General features: G+C 56.7%; 16 protein-coding genes. 8 read left to right on the top strand and 8 right to left on the bottom strand.

All coding sequences use genetic code 11. The features are described from left to right. Nucleotides 1-14 precede the first annotated feature (14 nt). The 6 genes from HVA01_RS11940 to HVA01_RS11915 all read right to left on the bottom strand — a co-directional run bounded on the left by HVA01_RS11940 (nt 15) and on the right by HVA01_RS11915 (nt 6099). Complete coding sequence (locus HVA01_RS11940) at nt 15-551, bottom strand: acyl-CoA thioesterase (protein ID WP_146875639.1); 537 nt, start codon at nt 549-551, stop codon at nt 15-17. 63 nt (nt 552-614) lie between these two features. Continuing rightward, nucleotides 615-1925 carry a short-chain fatty acid transporter gene (locus tag HVA01_RS11935; protein WP_146875638.1) on the bottom strand — a complete coding sequence of 437 codons (1311 nt, stop codon included), beginning with the start codon at nt 1923-1925 and terminating at the stop codon, nt 615-617. A 164-nt stretch (nt 1926-2089) separates the two neighbouring features. Beyond that, a complete protein-coding gene (locus HVA01_RS11930) occupies nt 2090-3394 on the bottom strand; it encodes an MATE family efflux transporter (protein WP_146875637.1) in 1305 nt (434 codons plus the stop codon). A 5-nt stretch (nt 3395-3399) separates the two neighbouring features. Next, on the bottom strand, nt 3400-3648 hold the full coding sequence (locus HVA01_RS11925) for a YfhL family 4Fe-4S dicluster ferredoxin (protein WP_146875636.1): 249 nt from the start codon (nt 3646-3648) through the stop codon (nt 3400-3402). Between the two features lie 79 nt (nt 3649-3727). Next, nucleotides 3728-4222, bottom strand: a complete 495-nt coding sequence (gene coaD, locus HVA01_RS11920) for a pantetheine-phosphate adenylyltransferase (RefSeq protein ID WP_146875635.1) — start codon at nt 4220-4222, stop codon at nt 3728-3730. Beyond that, a complete protein-coding gene (locus tag HVA01_RS11915; RefSeq protein ID WP_146875685.1) occupies nt 4222-6099 on the bottom strand; it encodes a beta-ketoacyl synthase in 1878 nt (625 codons plus the stop codon). The genes coaD and HVA01_RS11915 overlap by 1 nt, the downstream gene beginning before the upstream one ends. Nucleotides 6100-6320: 221 nt before the next feature. On the opposite strand from HVA01_RS11915, the gene trmB reads away from it, so the two are divergent. The 5 genes from trmB to glnE all read left to right on the top strand — a co-directional run bounded on the left by trmB (nt 6321) and on the right by glnE (nt 12292). Continuing rightward, nucleotides 6321-6986, top strand: coding sequence for a tRNA (guanine(46)-N(7))-methyltransferase TrmB (gene trmB / locus HVA01_RS11910; protein ID WP_146875634.1), 666 nt, complete (start codon nt 6321-6323; stop codon nt 6984-6986). Further along, nucleotides 6983-7312 carry a DMT family transporter gene (locus HVA01_RS11905; protein WP_146875633.1) on the top strand — a complete coding sequence of 110 codons (330 nt, stop codon included), beginning with the start codon at nt 6983-6985 and terminating at the stop codon, nt 7310-7312. Before trmB ends, HVA01_RS11905 begins: the two co-directional genes overlap by 4 nt. 80 nt (nt 7313-7392) lie before the next feature. Further along, nucleotides 7393-8853, top strand: a complete 1461-nt coding sequence (dacB, locus tag HVA01_RS11900; protein ID WP_146875684.1) for a D-alanyl-D-alanine carboxypeptidase/D-alanyl-D-alanine endopeptidase — start codon at nt 7393-7395, stop codon at nt 8851-8853. A gap of 34 nt (nt 8854-8887) precedes the next feature. Next, a complete protein-coding gene (locus HVA01_RS11895; protein WP_146875632.1) occupies nt 8888-9259 on the top strand; it encodes a diacylglycerol kinase in 372 nt (123 codons plus the stop codon). Between the two features lie 60 nt (nt 9260-9319). Next, a complete protein-coding gene (gene glnE, locus HVA01_RS11890) occupies nt 9320-12292 on the top strand; it encodes a bifunctional [glutamate--ammonia ligase]-adenylyl-L-tyrosine phosphorylase/[glutamate--ammonia-ligase] adenylyltransferase (protein ID WP_146875631.1) in 2973 nt (990 codons plus the stop codon). On the opposite strand, the gene HVA01_RS11885 is transcribed toward glnE, so the two are convergent. Continuing rightward, nucleotides 12289-12639, bottom strand: a complete 351-nt coding sequence (locus tag HVA01_RS11885; RefSeq protein ID WP_146875630.1) for a hypothetical protein — start codon at nt 12637-12639, stop codon at nt 12289-12291. The two genes, glnE and HVA01_RS11885, sit on opposite strands and share 4 nt — an antisense overlap. A gap of 704 nt (nt 12640-13343) precedes the next feature. Between HVA01_RS11885 and HVA01_RS11880 the strand changes: the two genes are divergently transcribed. Then, nucleotides 13344-14702 carry an MFS transporter gene (locus tag HVA01_RS11880; RefSeq protein WP_146875629.1) on the top strand — a complete coding sequence of 453 codons (1359 nt, stop codon included), beginning with the start codon at nt 13344-13346 and terminating at the stop codon, nt 14700-14702. A 36-nt stretch (nt 14703-14738) separates the two neighbouring features. Further along, nucleotides 14739-15254, top strand: a complete 516-nt coding sequence (locus tag HVA01_RS11875) for a retropepsin-like aspartic protease family protein (protein ID WP_146875628.1) — start codon at nt 14739-14741, stop codon at nt 15252-15254. Nucleotides 15255-15365: 111 nt separating this feature from the next. Here the strand turns inward: HVA01_RS11875 and HVA01_RS17400 are convergent, their stop codons facing one another. Next, a complete protein-coding gene (locus HVA01_RS17400; protein ID WP_170243512.1) occupies nt 15366-15506 on the bottom strand; it encodes a hypothetical protein in 141 nt (46 codons plus the stop codon). Nucleotides 15507-15740: 234 nt separating this feature from the next. On the opposite strand from HVA01_RS17400, the gene HVA01_RS11870 reads away from it, so the two are divergent. Further along, complete coding sequence (locus HVA01_RS11870) at nt 15741-16499, top strand: winged helix-turn-helix domain-containing protein (protein ID WP_146875627.1); 759 nt, start codon at nt 15741-15743, stop codon at nt 16497-16499. Nucleotides 16500-16511 lie beyond the last annotated feature (12 nt).

The raw sequence follows: 16511 nt of genomic DNA, 5'->3' as shown, positions 1-16511 counted from the left end.
TGTGATGGGTGATGCTAGGTCGGCGATTGGGCTTGAGACTGATGCTGTTGCTGGGTGATCAGTTCTTCTCTTTCCGCTTGTTTGCGTAACTTTTTACGCAGCGCCGCCTTTTCAAAGCGTAGTTTTTGCAAGGGGGTTGCCAAGGTGAGTGGCGGTACGCTGGCGGGTTTGCCGTCAGTGTCCACGGCGACCATGGTGAGGTAACAGCTATTGGTGTGGCGTATCAGCTTATTGCGAATATCTTCAGCGACGACCTTGATGCCAATCTCCATTGACGAGTGGCCGACGTGGTTGACGCAGGCTAAAAAGGTCACCAGTTCACCGACATGAATCGGCTGTTTAAACAGCACCTGATCCACTGATAATGTCACCACATAGTGGCCTGAATAGCGACTGGCACAGGCAAAGGCGACTTCATCAAGTTTTTTAAGAATGGCACCACCGTGCACTTTGCCGCTGAAATTGGCCATGTCGGGCGTCATCAGCACGGTCATCGAAAGTTCGTGTTGCCCTGGGAAGGCCGTGTTTGCGCCGATTCCAGTTTCTGACATAGTTTGCTCCTTGTGCTTAACAAGCCCACCCAGAGCCGGGTGGGCGACCTGCGCCTAATGGGATTAGAACCACGTCAGACCGATTGAGATGATAATGCCGGTAATAAACAGTTGAATGAGGCAAAAGCCCATAATGTCTTTCGCCTTCAGCCCGGCAATGGCGAGTACCGGTAACGCCCAAAAAGGCTGCAGCAGGTTAGTCCAGGCATCGCCCCAGGCAACCGCCATGGCGATACGGGAAATATCGGCACCCAGCGCCTCAGCGGCGGGTAGCATCACCGGTGCCTGCACGGCCCACTGGCCACCGCCGGAAGGCACAAAGAGATTCACAATCCCTGCACTGATAAACGACCAGAACGGCAGTGTGTCTGCGGTGGCAAAGGAGACCAATGACTCGGACAGGCTTTCTGCCAGCCCAGACTGAACCATGATCGCCATAATGCCGGCATAAAATGGAAACTGAATGACGATCCCCGCGCCGCCTTTAATCGCTTCGTTCAGGCTGTTGAGCAAATTACGCGGCGTGCGGTGCAGCACAATGGCCAGGAACAGAAACATAAAGTTAACCACGTTGAGGTTCAAGCCGCCGCCGCGTAGCAAAAAGTGATCGAGCAAGAAAAGCAGGCCGGGCACCCCAACGAGCAGGGCGAGGGACACGCTGTTTTCAAGGCGCTCAGCCGGGCGGGAAATGCGCCCGGCCGACTCGGGGGCGTCGTCGAGCACTTTAGGGTCGACGTAGACGCTATCTTTCTCATCCGGCAGCATCATGCGGTTGACCAACGGGATGGAAATAAACAGGCAGACGACGATAGCGAGGTTAAAAAAGGCGAAAATCGTTGAGCCAGTGCCGATTATGCCAATCTGGTCGGCGGAAAAGTGGCCTTCGGTGGCGATGGTCAGTGGTATTGAGCCCGCCAAGCCGCCGTGCCACACCACAAAGCCGGAGTAGGCGCTGGCGACCAGTAGCCGGTAGTCAACGCGGATCAGCCGGGCCAGTTCTTTGGCAAACAGCGCACCGACCACCAGACCAAAGCCCCAGTTAATCCAGCTGGCGGCCAAGGAAACCAGCGTGACGAGGATGATAGCGCCGCCGGGCGTTTTAGCGGTACTGGCGATTTTTTGCAATATGCGCTTTACCGGCGGCGAGCTTGCCAGCATAAAGCCGGTCACCAGCACCAATAGCATCTGCATTGAAAACGTCAACAAGCCCCAGAAGCCATCGCCCCAGAAGCGCAGCACCGCCAGCGGTGACTGGCGCTCAATAGCGATGGCGGCGACCGAGGCAATTAACGTCAGCAGGAGAACGAAAATATACGGGTCGGGTAGATAGCGCTCCACCAGCTTGACCGCTGGTTTTGAGATCATTTTAAGCATGGAATGCCCTCTCGTTATTAATTATTAGTGGCTATGCAAGTGCCTACAGAACTTCAATGGTATGGCTAATATACGGGGGAGTGTGGAAATTTTCACCTTGAAGCTGCCTTCTAGGTTTTATATTAGCAGATGACGATAATAGCGCCGGTTGTAGCGTCAGGGTTTTAACGGTAGCGGTGATGGTAGTGAAGGCGATAGTAGTTAAGACGGTAATAGTTGATCAGTACCGCCGAGCGAACCAGCATAAACAGCGTAAACGCCAGCCACAGCCCATGATTGCCAAGCCCCTGGGCAAGCCACCATGCGGGCAGGTAGACAGCGAGGCCGATAAAGATACTGTTACGCATTTCACGCACGGCGGTAGTGCCAATAAATACCCCATCAAGCAGGTAGCTCCATACCGCGATCAGCGGCATGACCACCATCCACGGCAAATACTGCGCTGCCGTTGCGCGGACTTCTTCAAGGCCGGTGAGCAGCGCAATCAGCGCATTGCCGCCTAACGCAAATAACAGCGCAGCGGCGCCCGCGGTCCAGAAAGAAAAGTGCGCGGCGGCGCGCACCGTAGCGGCAAATTCTCGCCAGTCCTGGCGTCCATAAGCACGTCCTATCAACGACTCCGCGGCATGGGCGAAGCCATCCAGGGCGTAGCTGGTCAACATGATGAATTGCAGCAATACGGCGTTAGCGGCGAGTACTGTGTCGCCCTGGCGGGCACCTTGGGCGGTGAAGAACGCCATGGCAAACAGCAGGCCGAGGGTGCGCACAAACAGGTTGGCGTTAACGTTAAACAGGGCGGTGTAGGCCGCTGTCGCCAGCAGACGCTCGCGCAAAAAGTGGCCCTCTAACGTTGCTAACTGGCGCAGTACCAAGTAGCTGCCAAACACCAGCGCGCTGTAGTCGGCGATCACGCTGGCCCAGGCAACGCCGTTACTGGTCATGTCTAGCCCGACCACAAACCATAAGTCCAGCACGATATTGACGCTGTTGGTAAACAGCAGAATCATTAGCGTGACGCGAGAATTCTGCTGGCCTAAAAACCAGCCCAGAATGGCGTAGTTGGCAAGTACGGCGGGTGCAGACCAGAGGCGGATATGGGCGTATTCGTGGGCTAGGTGAGTGGCGATTTCGCTGCCATCTAACAGCCACAAGCCCAAGGTAATGAGTGGCGAGGCAAACACAATCAGCAGGCTGCCAATCACCAGCGCCATGATCAGCGATTGCCCCAGCAGGTTGCGTACATCAGTGTCGCTGTCGCGGCCCATGGCCTGGGCGACTAGCCCCGTGGTACCCATCCGCAAGAAGCCAAAGCCCCAGTACAGGAAGCTAAACAGGGTGGCTCCCAGGGTAACGCCAGCTAAATAGCGCGAATCGGGCAGGTGGCCGACCACGGCAGTATCCACCAACCCGAGCAGCGGGACGGTGATATTGGAAAGGATGATTGGCCAGGCTAAGGCCCAAATTCGCATTAGGCTTAGGCGGCAGTGATGATGCGGTACTTCTTCATCAGCTGTTCTTGGCTTTCGTGGCGTTCCGGGTCAAGCGGGATGCAGTCCACCGGGCAAACCTGTTGGCACTGGGGCTCGTCAAAGTGGCCGACGCACTCGGTGCATAGGTTAGGATCGATGACGTAGATCTCCTCGCCGGGGGAGATCGCATCATTGGGGCATTCGGGCTCGCAGACGTCGCAGTTAATGCACTCGTCGGTAATCATCAGGGCCATGGGCATACCTCGCAGAGGGCATTCACACTCGGGCTATTGTAATGCAATACCCGAGTATTTTACTCAACAATGGCATTGGCTAGCCAGTGTAGTGGTTACGCAGCGCTTCGGCGACCTGTGGATGCACCATCGGGGAAACATCGCCGCCGAGCTTGGCGATTTCGCGCACCATGGTCGAGGAAATATAGGAATTTTCCACCGCCGGCGTTAAGAAGACGCTTTCCAGCTCTGGGTTCTGCGCCCGGTTCATATTGGCTAACTGCAGCTCGTACTCAAAATCGGACACTGCACGCAGTCCACGCAGAATAATCGTTGCCCCCTGTTCATGCATCATGGTGGTAAGCAGGGTGGAAAAACCGATCACTTCAACGTTGGGCAGCGACGCGCAGGCCGTTTTCGCCAAAGCGATGCGCGTATCCAGGTCAAGGCTGGGGCTTTTGCCAGGGCTTGCCGCCACCGCGATCACCACCTTGTCGAACATCCGCGCGCCGCGCTCAATCAGATCGAAATGACCGTTGGTAATCGGGTCGAAGGTGCCCGGGTAAACGGCGATATTCATTTTGACGCTGTTCATTACATCTCCTCGTCCAGACGGCCAAACGGATTATCGCTGGTTAGCGAGACAGCGTGGTGGTAACCAGGAATATGAATCCGGTCGGCATGGATGTCGAGTTCTGGGCCTTCGAGTACTGCCTCGCCAAACTGATAACGAGGTGCGTAGTGGCCTTTGTCGGCCTGAGCAATGAAGGCGGCTGCCGCTTCTCTGGTAGCTTCACGGCGCCCTTTCCAGGCGCTCACCGCCGCCGTGCCATGGCGCTGGATCAGCAGGCGTTCGGTGACCGCCGGCGAAAGTACCACCCCAGTGGCGTTGTTACCGCCAAAGCCTTTGGCATTCAGGAAAGTCGCGTCCGCGTGAAAGGTTTGCGCCGCTTGCGAGAGGCGCAGGCGTTCGGCGTAAACATCGCCAGCTACCGCATCCAGGGTGGGGATCCCGGGTAGCAGGCCGTGGGCGAAACTACCCAGCGCGCTTGCCAATTGGTCACCCGCTGCGGTGCCTTGTGAATGGCCAATAAAGGCTTTGACCGCTACCACGGGCCAGTCAGTGATGCCGTTGGCGCGGGCGATTTCATCAAACACGTGGGATTCGGTAATGCGGTTTTTGGGCGTACTGGTACCGTGAGCGTGCAAAAAGCTGCGCTCTTTCAAGGCTTTTTCACCGAGCATATCGCGCACCAGCGCGGCCGCTTTGCCCAGGGTAATGTAGTTGCCAATCCCCGGCGCCGAGATCGAGCGCTTGTAACCGTCGGCGTTGACGAAGACATCCGGCACCGCGCCGAGAATGTCCGCGCCGACCTCCATGGCTAGGGCGTCGTCCATCAACAGTACAAACTGGCTGGCTTCTGCCATGGTAAAGCCACAGTTGCGTGCAAAGGGACGACAGGCGCGCTGATAGTCGCTATCGGTGAGCAGTTCAAGCGCATCCAGGGCTTTCAGGCCCGCGTCGTCGGCAAGCGCCCCCATGGCCCGGAAACCCTCGATAATCTCCGGGGTGATCGGGGCGTCTGCGGTGCCCACCATCACCACGCGGCGGCGCCCGGCGCGAATGTCGTCAATGCCCAAGCGCAGGTTGTAAAGAAAACTGGCGCAGGCGCCCTGGGCCGCGCCGGTGCCGCCGACGCTGCCCAGCACATAGGCATTTAAAAAGTCGGCAGGCATCTGACCATAGCCTAGCGGCATTTGCTTGGAGGTAGCGCGCTGGCCACTCACCAGGCTTTTCAATAAGCCGCCCCAGCCCTGCTCGTCCAGCTGGCCGATAGAATTACCGGCGTAGACGGCTATATGATCCGGGTTCAGCTGTTGGCGCAGCGTCTCCCAGGAGAGCCCGCTGGCACCTAAGCAGTCGCTGGCACCAAACACCGCCAACGATAGCCCGCGGGGGTGGTGGATGCTGCGGTAGAGGCTCGCGGGGTCAAAGCCGCTGGGCAACTGAGCCGCCGCGCGCACCTTGGGCTGTTGGGCGTCGGGGAGCAGTACCTCAAGCACCCCCGCAGGCACGCTCACCTCGACCTCGTGGGCGTCTATATCGCGCACCTGCCAACCAACCGGTAAGTTCTCGGGCAGTTGGCGGCGGCGCAGCGTAAAGCGTAACGGCTCGGCTAACTGTATGCTGGCCTGGCGGTTAGACGGTAAGCCAGGGTCGAGAAAACGCGGGTCTTCATTGCGGCGGATCAGGGTATGGTTAAGAACCTGTTCGCGCAGCGACTCGGCTGGGGCGTCTATTGGCTGGCCTGAGCGGTCGTGCCAGCCGTTTTCTGAATGCTCAGCAAGGCGCATCAGCGCCGCTAAGCTTTCCAGTGTCTGGCGTTGCTGGTCAGCAGGAAGGGTATCAAGCACGGTGCGGCGGAAGGCCTGATGGCCAGAGGTTCTGCCAGCGGGATTGATGCCGCCCATGCCGACAATCACCGGTAAGTGTGACAAGCCGGGTTCCTCGTGGTGCGGTGGTGGTGATAACAATTATTGGCATGGTGAATGGGCATATTTCGCCCGCCACCATGCGCTTAATGAGTACACTAATCGGTTCTTCAAGCATGATCATAGCACCGGCCGTGCAACGGCGTCATGCTGCAAGCGCTCGGTACTGATAGAATCAGCGTTTTAAGCCGAGAGATGGCATGCAGCATAATTCTCGACCAGTGATTTCGAATCAGCCGGGTCCGCATCAGGATTTGGCTCGCCGGGTGAATCGCGCCCTAATGCATCCGCTGCGCAAGCCGATTGCCGAGCACACCCAGCATAACTTTGCGCTGGCGGCGCAGTGGTACCAAGCCCGCCAGGCACCGCTGATACTTGATTCAGGCTGCGGGGTAGGGCTTTCGACGCGCCAACTGGCGATGCAGTTCCCGGCACATGCGGTGATTGGCGTTGATCGCAGTGAGGATCGCTTGGGGCGTGACCACGGCGAGCTGCCGGGCAATGCGCTGCTGGTAAGAGCTGATCTTATCGACTTTTGGCGCTTGGCTTATCAGGCTGGCTGGGCGCCCGCGTATCATTACCTGCTTTATCCAAACCCTTACCCCAAGGTGGGCCACCTAAAAATGCGCTGGCATGGGCATGCTGTTTTACCCACACTGTTGGCCCTCGGGGGGCGTCTTGAGCTGCGCTCCAACTGGTCAATATACGTCGCAGAGTTTGCCTTGGCGGTGGCGCAGGTGACCGGCAAGCAGCCAAAGGTGGGCGAGTTTACGCCTAAGGGCGACTATTTGACTCCCTTTGAGGCTAAGTATGCGCAAAGTGGCCAACCGCTGTGGCGTTTATGCGTTGATTTGGAGAGGACATGACGTTTGTGTTTTTGGTGCTTGCGATTGTGGCTGAAGTGATCGCCACGAGCGCGTTAAAAGCCTCCCTGGGGTTTACCCGACCGCTGCCCAGCGTGGTGGTCGTGGTTGGCTATGGATTGGCCTTTTACCTGCTCAGCTTGGTACTGCGTACTTTGCCGGTGGGTGTCGCCTATGCGATTTGGGCGGGTTTAGGCATTGTGCTGGTGACCTTGGTGGGCATTTTTGTGTTTGGCGAAAAACCTGATTTGCCTGCGGTTATCGGTATTAGCTTAATAGTGGCGGGCGTGGTGATGCTGCAAGTGTTTTCTAAAATGAATGTGCATTGAGGTACGTTAACGTAATGAGTTTTTACCCACTTCTGTTTCGCGCTTCTCGTTTGGCGAATGGTTTGGCTTCCGGGCGTTTGATGGTGAGGCGCGCGCGACGCTGGTCGCTGGCCGCCGGGGTTGCCACGGCGGCGCTGTGTGCCAGCTCCCCGCTGTGGGCCGATTTTAGTCGGTTAAGCCAGCTGCAGGACCAAGGCTTTGCGATTAGCGCCGAGGCGCGCCTTTTGGATGCGGATTCGGGTGCCAATGCGCTATTAGGCAGCATTACCCCGGAGCGCCAACTGTCGCCCGCCTCCGTCACAAAAGCGTATTTAGCGGCGGCAGCACTGGATCGTTTTGGCCCCCAGCACCGTTTTACCAGCCAGCTAGTCAGCACAGCCGGTATCGATAACGGCGTGCTGCGCGGCGACCTGGTGTTTGAGGGGGGCGGTGACCCGGGCCTGACCACTGAGAACCTGTGGCGACTGGTGCAGCGTTTGCATCTGGCGGGGGTGCGTGAAGTTGACGGCGCGTTGGTGATAAGCCAATGGCGCTTTGGCCCGGTGGACTGCATCACTACCGACCGCTGCGATGCGCTATCGCGGGTTGCCAATGCCTACAGCGCGCCGCTCTCCTCGGCAGGGGTTAATTTTGGTAGCTGGTGTGTCAATGTCGCGCCTGCCAGCACAGCCGGGGCGCCTGCTCAGGTAGGGCTTTGCGATAGTCAGGCGTCGACAATTACCATTGATAACCAAGTGGCGACTCGCCCTGCTAACAGCGGCACAAAGCTCGGCGCTGAGCGCATCACCGATGCGCGCGGCGATGTGATGCGCTTAACCGGGCAAATTTCCACCAATGCCAGCGCCCGTGATGTGTATCGCGGTGCGGGCGATGCCGCCGAGACAACCGCGCAGGTCTTGATGGGCATGCTCAACCAAGCAGGCATTCAGGTGCGCGAACCGTGGCGCGTCAGCTCGTCTCGGCCGCCCAGCAACGCCCAGCGCCTGGCGGCGGTGGATAGCCAGCCGCTGCAGGAGTTATTGCTGCGCATCATGAACTACTCCAATAACTACATGGCCGATGTGCTGGCGTTGAATCTGGTTGAGACGCCCCAGGCGCAGCTACGCCAAGCGGGTCAGGCCATTGAGGCCTACGCCCAAAGCCTACCCGGCCACGGCCCGATAACGCTCTACAGCGGTAGTGGCCTCACCACTGAAAACCGCACCTCTGCTCGAGGTGTTAACGTGATGCTGGAAAACATGTTTCATCAAAGCGCGCTGTTCCCGAGTTTTGTGGCGGCCTTCCAGTCGCCTGCCAATGGCGTGATGCGTTTTACCCGGCGGGGATCTTCCACGTTTCAAAACAATGTCATGTTAAAAACCGGCACGCTGAACCAGCCGTTTTCAGTACGCGCCGCGGCGGGCTATTTCCGCACCGCGCAAGGCCGCTGGGGGGTGTTTAGCGTCATGGTCAATGGGGGTAGCGGTACGCCCTATTTAAGCTGGTCTGGGGTGTTGGACCCGTTGTCGCAGGATCTCGATGCGATGATATTAGCAAACTGAAGCAACTCTACGCTGACAAGTTGAGGCAATGTGAATGAAACCTGGGCATACCGGCTTAACGCATTTAGTGCACTCCACGCGCTATTCATGGAAAGGCTTGAAAGCGGCGTTTAGAAACGAGGCGGCTTTTCGTCAGGAAGTAGGCGTTACGGCGGTGATGCTGCCGCTTGCTTGGTGGATCGGGGAGGGCCCTGTCAGTTGGCTGATGCTGGTGAGTAGTCTGTTTTTTGTGCTGATAGTAGAGCTGCTCAATAGTGCGATAGAAAACGTGGTCGACCGCATTGGTTCTGAGCATCATGAGCTTTCAGGGCGTGCCAAGGATATTGGTTCGGCGGCGGTAATGCTGTCGCTGATCATGGCGGGCGTTACCTGGGGGCTATTAGGCTGGGAAAAGTTCTTTAGCTAAGCTGATGTTAAATTCCCGCATTTTTTAACCCAGCGCGAGGCGCTTGGTAGCGAGGTGGTTATGCAACTGAACGACAATTTTTTGCCGTTGGCAGCGCTGCCAGCGTCGTTACATACCGCGACCCGAGCCGCTTGGGAGCGGTTAAGCGAATCGCTGGAACAGGCCGACAATGTCGCCGATATGACCCAGCAGGAATTGCCTTCCAGTAGCTGGCAGGCGCTTGCTAAGCCGCGACGCGAGGCCCTTGCGCGGGTGCTGGCCATTTCAACCTTTGCGCTGGATACCCTGGCGCGTTACCCCGAGTGGCTGGTTGAACTGGATATTGGCGGTGAACTGGACATCCAGCCAGGACGTGAGGAACTTGCCGGCTGGCTGGATGAATTGCTTGAGCACGCCGCCGACGAGGAAGCCATGCAGCGGGCGATGCGGCGTTTTCGTCGTAAGCGCATGCTGGCTATTGTTTGGCGCGACCTTAATCGTCCTAGCGGTTATCGCATGTGGGATACCGCGCAGGCGGTATCCGCGCTTGCCGAAACGTGTTTAGACGCAGCATTAACGTGGCTTGAGCAGTTTTACGCGCCGCGTTGGGGCTTGCCGGCTCCGCGCCAGGACGGAACGCCGCAGCGTCTGGTGATTCTGGGCATGGGCAAGCTGGGGGCGGGGGAATTGAATCTCTCCTCTGATATCGACCTGATCTTTGCCTTCCCCGAAAAAGGCGAAACCCAAGGTGGCCGTAAGCCCTTAGAGCACCAGGAGTATTTCACTAAGCTGGGGCAAAAGTTGATTGCCGCGCTGGATGCCATGACCGCCGACGGCTTCGCCTTCCGCGTCGATATGCGTCTGCGGCCATTGGGCGACGGCGGCCCGCTAGTGGGCTGTTTTGCCATGCTCTCCAGCTATTACCAGGATCAAGGCCGCGAATGGGAGCGTTACGCGATGCTCAAAGCGCGCCCCGTGGCGGGCGACCGAGACGCGGGCGACGAGCTACTTGCCGGGCTGCGACCCTTTGTTTATCGCAAATATCTGGATTTTGGCGCCATTGAGTCGCTGCGCGAATTGAAGGCAATGATCAATCGCGAAGTGAAGCGCAAGGGCATGCAAAACAATATCAAGCTCGGCCCCGGCGGTATTCGCGAGGTTGAGTTTGTGGTGCAGGCGTTTCAACTGATCCGTGGCGGCCGCGATACAGAGCTACAGGTTACCTCGCTGAAAACCGCGCTCAAGCGCTTGCCCGAGCTAGGCCTGTTACCGCAAAACGTGGTCGATGAGCTGCTGCCCGATTACGCCTTTTTGCGTGATGTGGAGCATGCTCTTCAGGCGCTGGAAGACCGCCAAACACAAACCCTACCCAGCGATGATGATGATCGTGAACGGGTGGCCTTCGCCATGGGCCATGAAGACTGGCCGGGGTTAATCGCCCAGTTGGATGAAGTACGCGAAAGGGTGCGTCAGCACTTTGACGCGGTGATTGCCGACCCCGAAGAGGATGTCGAGGAAGCCAACGTTGATAACCAGCTGGGTTTGGCTCAGTGGCGGCTTATTTGGCGTGGCGAGTTAGAGCCGGAGGAAGCCAACGCGCACCTCGCCGAAGCGGGCTTTAACGAACCCGACAAAGCCTTGAAAAGGCTGCATAGCCTCTACCACTCACGTCAAGTACAGAGCATGCAGCGGATTGGTTTTGAGCGCTTGGATGCGTTGATGCCGCTATTGCTGGATGCGGTAGCCGACAGCGACGCGCCGGATGTTGCGCTGGCCAGGGTTCAGCCGTTGATCGAAGCGGTGCTGCGACGCACCGCCTATCTGGCGCTTTTGCGCGAGAATCCCCAGGCGCTGGAGCACCTAATGCATCTGTGTGCCGCCAGCCCATGGATCGCCGAACAGCTGGCGCGGTACCCCATCCTGCTCGACGAACTGCTCACCCCGGAAACGCTGTATACGCCCGCCGATAAAGCGCGCCTGGCCGATGAACTCCGGCAAACGCTGAATCGCCTGCCGGAGGATGATGAAGAGGCGCAGCTTGAGGCGCTACGGGTATTCAAGCATGCCCAAACGCTGCACGTGGCGGCCTCGGATGTCGCGGGTACGCGCCACTTGATGAACGTAAGTGATTACTTAACCTATATTGCTGAAGTGATTTTAGACGCGGTATTAGCCATGGCGTGGAAGCATATCACTCGCAAGCATGGCGTTCCTGAAGGACTGAATGCGCGTGAGGCTGAGTTTCTGATTGTCGGCTACGGCAAACTGGGGGGGATCGAGCTGGGTTACAGCTCCGATTTGGATCTTGTGTTTATTCACGACAGCGACGGTAAAGACGTTACCGACGGCCCGCGACCCATTGATACGCCACTGTTTTTTACCCGCTTGGGCCAGCGGATTATCCACCTACTGACGGCGGTGACACCGGCGGGTAGTCTTTACGAGGTGGATATGCGCCTACGCCCGTCGGGTAACTCTGGCCTGTTGGTGACCTCACTAAAAGCCTTTGCTGACTATCAGCGCCAGAATGCCTGGACCTGGGAGCACCAAGCTTTGGTGCGGGCACGTGTGGTGGCGGGCAGCGAGGCGCTAGCCGAGCGATTCAGGCAGCTGCGCGGGGATATTCTAGGTAGCCAGCGCGATAACGCCGCGTTGCGCGAAGAGGTGGTTAAGATGCGCCAGAAAATGCGCGATCACTTGGGCAGTAAAAACGCCAGTGACAGTTTTAACTTAAAGCACGATGCCGGCGGTATGGTCGATATCGAATTTCTCTGCCAATACGCGGTGTTGGCCCTGGCCCACCAAACCCCTGCGTTACTCACCTATAGCGATAATATTCGTATCTTAGAGGTGCTGGCGGAAGCGGGGCACTTACCCCGTGAAGAAGCAGAGCGCCTACGCGAAGCCTATTTGGCTTATCGCAGCGCGATTCACCGGGCGGCGCTCACCGGTGAAAAAGCCCGCGCTGAGGGTGAAGCGTTTCACGCCCATCGCGAGATAATTATCGCGCTCTGGCAGCGTTTTCTGGAACCTAATACAGCGAACAGGCCTTAGCGCTGATCGTCTTTGACTTCATAACTGCCTTCCAACACGTCCTGATGACCGGGACGTGTTGCAGGGTCGGCATGGCCGCCGCCGATATCTTGCGCCTGCTGAGCGCGCATTTGTTCCATACGCTTTTTCATTTTATGGCGTACAAACGGCATCATGGCCCAGCCAATTAATAAGAAAAACAGGCCAAATACCACGCCGACTATCATTAGCGCGCCAAAGGCCAGCCACGTGAAGAGTAGTTTTAAACTGCCCGCCAAGCCGGTCGGTTGGGTCTTCGCTGCACGTGCACGCCATTGGTTAGCCGCTTGCCATGCCGCATTGCGTTGGTCGCGATTCATTTGTGGCATATAAGCCTCCATCGGTTATTCGCTACCATTGGAACCCGCTAGTGGCCGCAAGTTCAATGTGGGGCAGGGAGGCAATGTTGGACGTAGCCGGAAATAATCACAGGACAATCTGAGCCCTAGAATGCGGTTACGTTTTTCAACGGGTAGCGTACTCCGCTGTACAAGCGCGTCATCTGAGGGTGGGCTGATGGCATCAGGTGGTTTGACCGGTTTTCAGTCGGCATCGGTGCTGTCCGCGCTGACGCCTTCGAGGCTGAGCTATTCTATGAGTCCAGAGGTGAAGAAGAGCGTCTGCGCCATGCTCCCAGTGTGGTCAATCAGCGCATTAATAGTTAGTCTTAATAGTAGGTCTTAATAGTGGGTCTTGGTGTGACTCGATCAGTGCTTTGTTAGGGGAGCAATAACACATGAAGCGACGGTGCTAATGGCTCGGCAAGAGCGCCATGGGGCAACCCGAAGGTTGCCCAAAAGGGCTGGCTTTGACCGTTGGCTTGACCGCGCGGTAACGGTCGCTGTGCTAACGGCCCTGGTCATTGGCCTTGCCGCTGTCGCGGCTCACTGGCTGCTGTAAGAATGCCTGTTTCTGTTTCTATCATGATCATGACGCCCGGCTTTACGCCGGGCGTTGACATACTGGCAACGCCGACAGCGTCTTGCCGGTGCCACCTGCTAGGCTTACGGCTCCCCCCTGCGAGAGAACTCAAATGCTGGCTGCTAACGCTGTTAAAGTAACGGATACCTACGCGTCGCGTCGCGAAATCTTCGGCTGGGCAATGTTTGATTTTGCCAATCAGGCCTACACGCTACTGATTATTACCGTGGTATTTGGCGAGCTATTTACCACTGTGATTGTGGGAGATCGTGGCGATAATTTTCGGCTTGCCAATTTCTTATGGAGCCTTGCCCTGGCCATTAGCTACCTAATGGTAGTGATCACCGCGCCGCTGTGCGGCGCCATCATGGACTATCGTGCCGAGAAGAAGCGTTTTCTGCTGATTAGCTACTTAGCGACCGTGGTGACCACGGCGATGCTTTACTTTGTGGAGCCCGGCTATGTCGTTATTGGGCTGATATTGATTATTCTGTCTAATTACGCTTACTCCATGGGTGAGTCGTTTATTGCCGCTTTTCTGCCTGAACTTGGGCCGCCAGCGTCATTGGGTAAAATTTCCGGTTTTGGCTGGGCGTTAGGTTATATCGGCGGGCTATTCGCGGCGGGCTTTACCCTGGTGGTACTCGGCGAAGCCAGCGCCGAAAATTTTGAACGCATCCGCTGGGTCGGTCCTTTCGCTGCGGGTTTTTTCCTGATTACCGCTATGCCTACTTTTTTATGGTTGAAAGAGCGGGGTACCCCCGAGCCTCGCGGCGTCTCCTATCCCCATATCGCCGTGACGCGTGTCACCAGAACGCTACATGAATTGCGCTACTTCAAAGATCTGAGCGTATTTTTAATATCGCTGCTGTTCTCGATGGCGGGTGTTTACATCATTATTGCGTTTGCGTTCATCTATGGCGCTCAAGTGATTGGCTGGGATGAAAGCGTGCGCAATATCATGTTCATTGTTGTTCAGGTTACCGCTGCGGCGGGGGCGTTGGGGTTCGGTTGGCTACAGGATAAACTTGGTGCCAAGCGTACTTATTTGATGACGCTGGCGCTTTGGGTGCTGGCGATTATGGCGATCTGGGCGACGCCGGAGTTGACTCAGTGGTTTAACGGGCAATTTGCCCTGGAGTGGCAAGCGCAATATGTGTTTCTGGTGGTCGGCTGCTTAGCGGGGCTTAGTCTTGGTTCCAGCCAGTCGGCGAGTAGAGCCTTGGTCGGCCTGTTTTCCCCCTTGGCTAAATCCGCGGAGTTTTTCGGCTTCTGGGGATTGGCTAACAAATTGGCGGGCGTATTGGGCATAGTGATGCTGGGTTTATTGCAAACACTGGTGGGCTTGCAAGCGTCTATCTTGCTATGCGCTGGCCTGTTCGTCATCGCGATGCTGATTTGTGCCGGGGTCAATGAGCGCCGCGGCCGGGCGGCCGCGCTATCCTGGCAAAACACCTATCCTAAAGCCTAGGGCCTTACCTCAGTGAGGTGGAGTATGGCAACGCACATGGCAAGACCATCCGCTCAGCGCGGCGGCATCGTTATGATGCTGCTGTTCTGGGTATTATTAATGGCGGTGGGCACTTGGTGGATACACGGAGGCCTTGAGGATATGATGCGCCCCAATGCTAATGTGGTGCATACGCTGCCCACAGGAGAGCCGGTCACTTTACAGCGAAATCGTGCTGGGCACTTTGAGGCGCCGGGGCGAATTAACGGCGAGCCGGTGACCTTTTTACTCGACACCGGCGCCACCTATGTGGCGATACCGGCCGATTTGGCCAGCGAACTTGGCTTGGAGCCAGGCCGCAGCGCTTGGTTTAATACCGCTAATGGTCGCGTTGAAGGGTCGTTAACCGAGCTAGACGAGGTTTCGCTAGGGGGGCTGAAAGTACACAATGTTCAGGGCTCGATTAGCCCTAATATGGAACGGGATATCGTACTGCTCGGTATGAGTTTTTTAAATCTATTAACGATTGAAATACAGGCAGGGGAGATGGTGTTGAGCCTTCCCGAGCCATGAGTGCGGTTTGTGAACGAATCGCTGGCATCATTGATCTAACGATAAATCAAAAAAAGGCAGGCCAATCGGCCTGCCTTTTGGTAACTTGAGTAGTGATTACTCAATGCTAAATCACTCAATCGTGTCATTACCCTCGTCCGGTGGCGCTTTATAATGCCCGGGAATTTTTAGCTTCTCTCCGTTGGGCAGGTCGCGCACCTGGGTTGGCACATAAACACGTTTAATCACACTTTTGGCGTTACTATTTTTCATGGCAGGTTCCTCCTGTCAAAGTGTCGACAGTTAGCTCTTCTACACTAGCCCTCGCGGGTGTGAGAATCAAGTATTAGCCGAAACGTATTTACGCATAAGCCCGCAATGGTAACGACAGAAGCGGGTGTTTTAAGTGTTCTGGGTTATCCTGTGGACCATTAAGAGGTCATCTGCGTTAGTAAAGGGTGAGCGGGTGAGAAGATAAACTGCCTATAAGCGGAGTGTATAAAAAGGATGGTAGATCATTTGGAACAGCAATTTCAGGCGCTTGAGTCGCAAGAGTCTGTAATACCTGATTATCCCGGTCAAGATCATATCCTGATCATTGAGGATGACCGGCGTCTGGCCGAGCTCACCCGTGATTACTTGGAAGCCAATGGTTTCCAGGTAACGCTAGAAGCTGATGGGGCTAAAGGGGTTGATCGTATCTTGACGCTACAACCCGATTTGGTGATTTTAGATTTAATGCTACCCGGCGAAGACGGGCTAGCGATTTGTCGCCGGGTAAGGCCCAATTTTGCAGGGCCTATTATGATGTTAACCGCGCGCACCGATGACCTTGACCAAGTGTTGGGTCTTGAAATGGGCGCCGACGACTATGTGCCAAAGCCTGTCCAGCCACGGGTGCTGCTGGCCCGTATGCGGGCTCTGCTGCGCCGAGCCGACGCCCCAGCACCCAATGGTGAAATGCGCCTGCGTTTCGAGAACCTGGAAATAGATAACGCCACCCGCGAAGCCAGGCTCTCGGGTGAGCGAATCGACTTAACCAGTGCCGAATTTGATTTGCTCTGGCTGCTGGCTCGCAATGCAGGGCGCGTGCTGACCCGCGAGGAAATATTCAGCGATTTGCGGGGCATTAAATATGACGGTCAGGACCGCTCTATTGATGTGCGCGTATCGCGCATTCGACCCAAGATTGGCGATGATCCCAATCAGCCTCATCGGATCAAAACCGTGCGTAGTAAGGGTTATCTCTTCGTCAAAGACAGTTGATCACTCAAAGGA

Source organism: Halovibrio variabilis, assembly GCF_007991175.1.
Taxonomy (GTDB): Bacteria; Pseudomonadota; Gammaproteobacteria; order Pseudomonadales; family Halomonadaceae; genus Vreelandella; species Vreelandella variabilis.
Note: the sequence above shows the minus strand (reverse complement) of the source record. Positions and strands in the feature narration are given on the sequence as shown.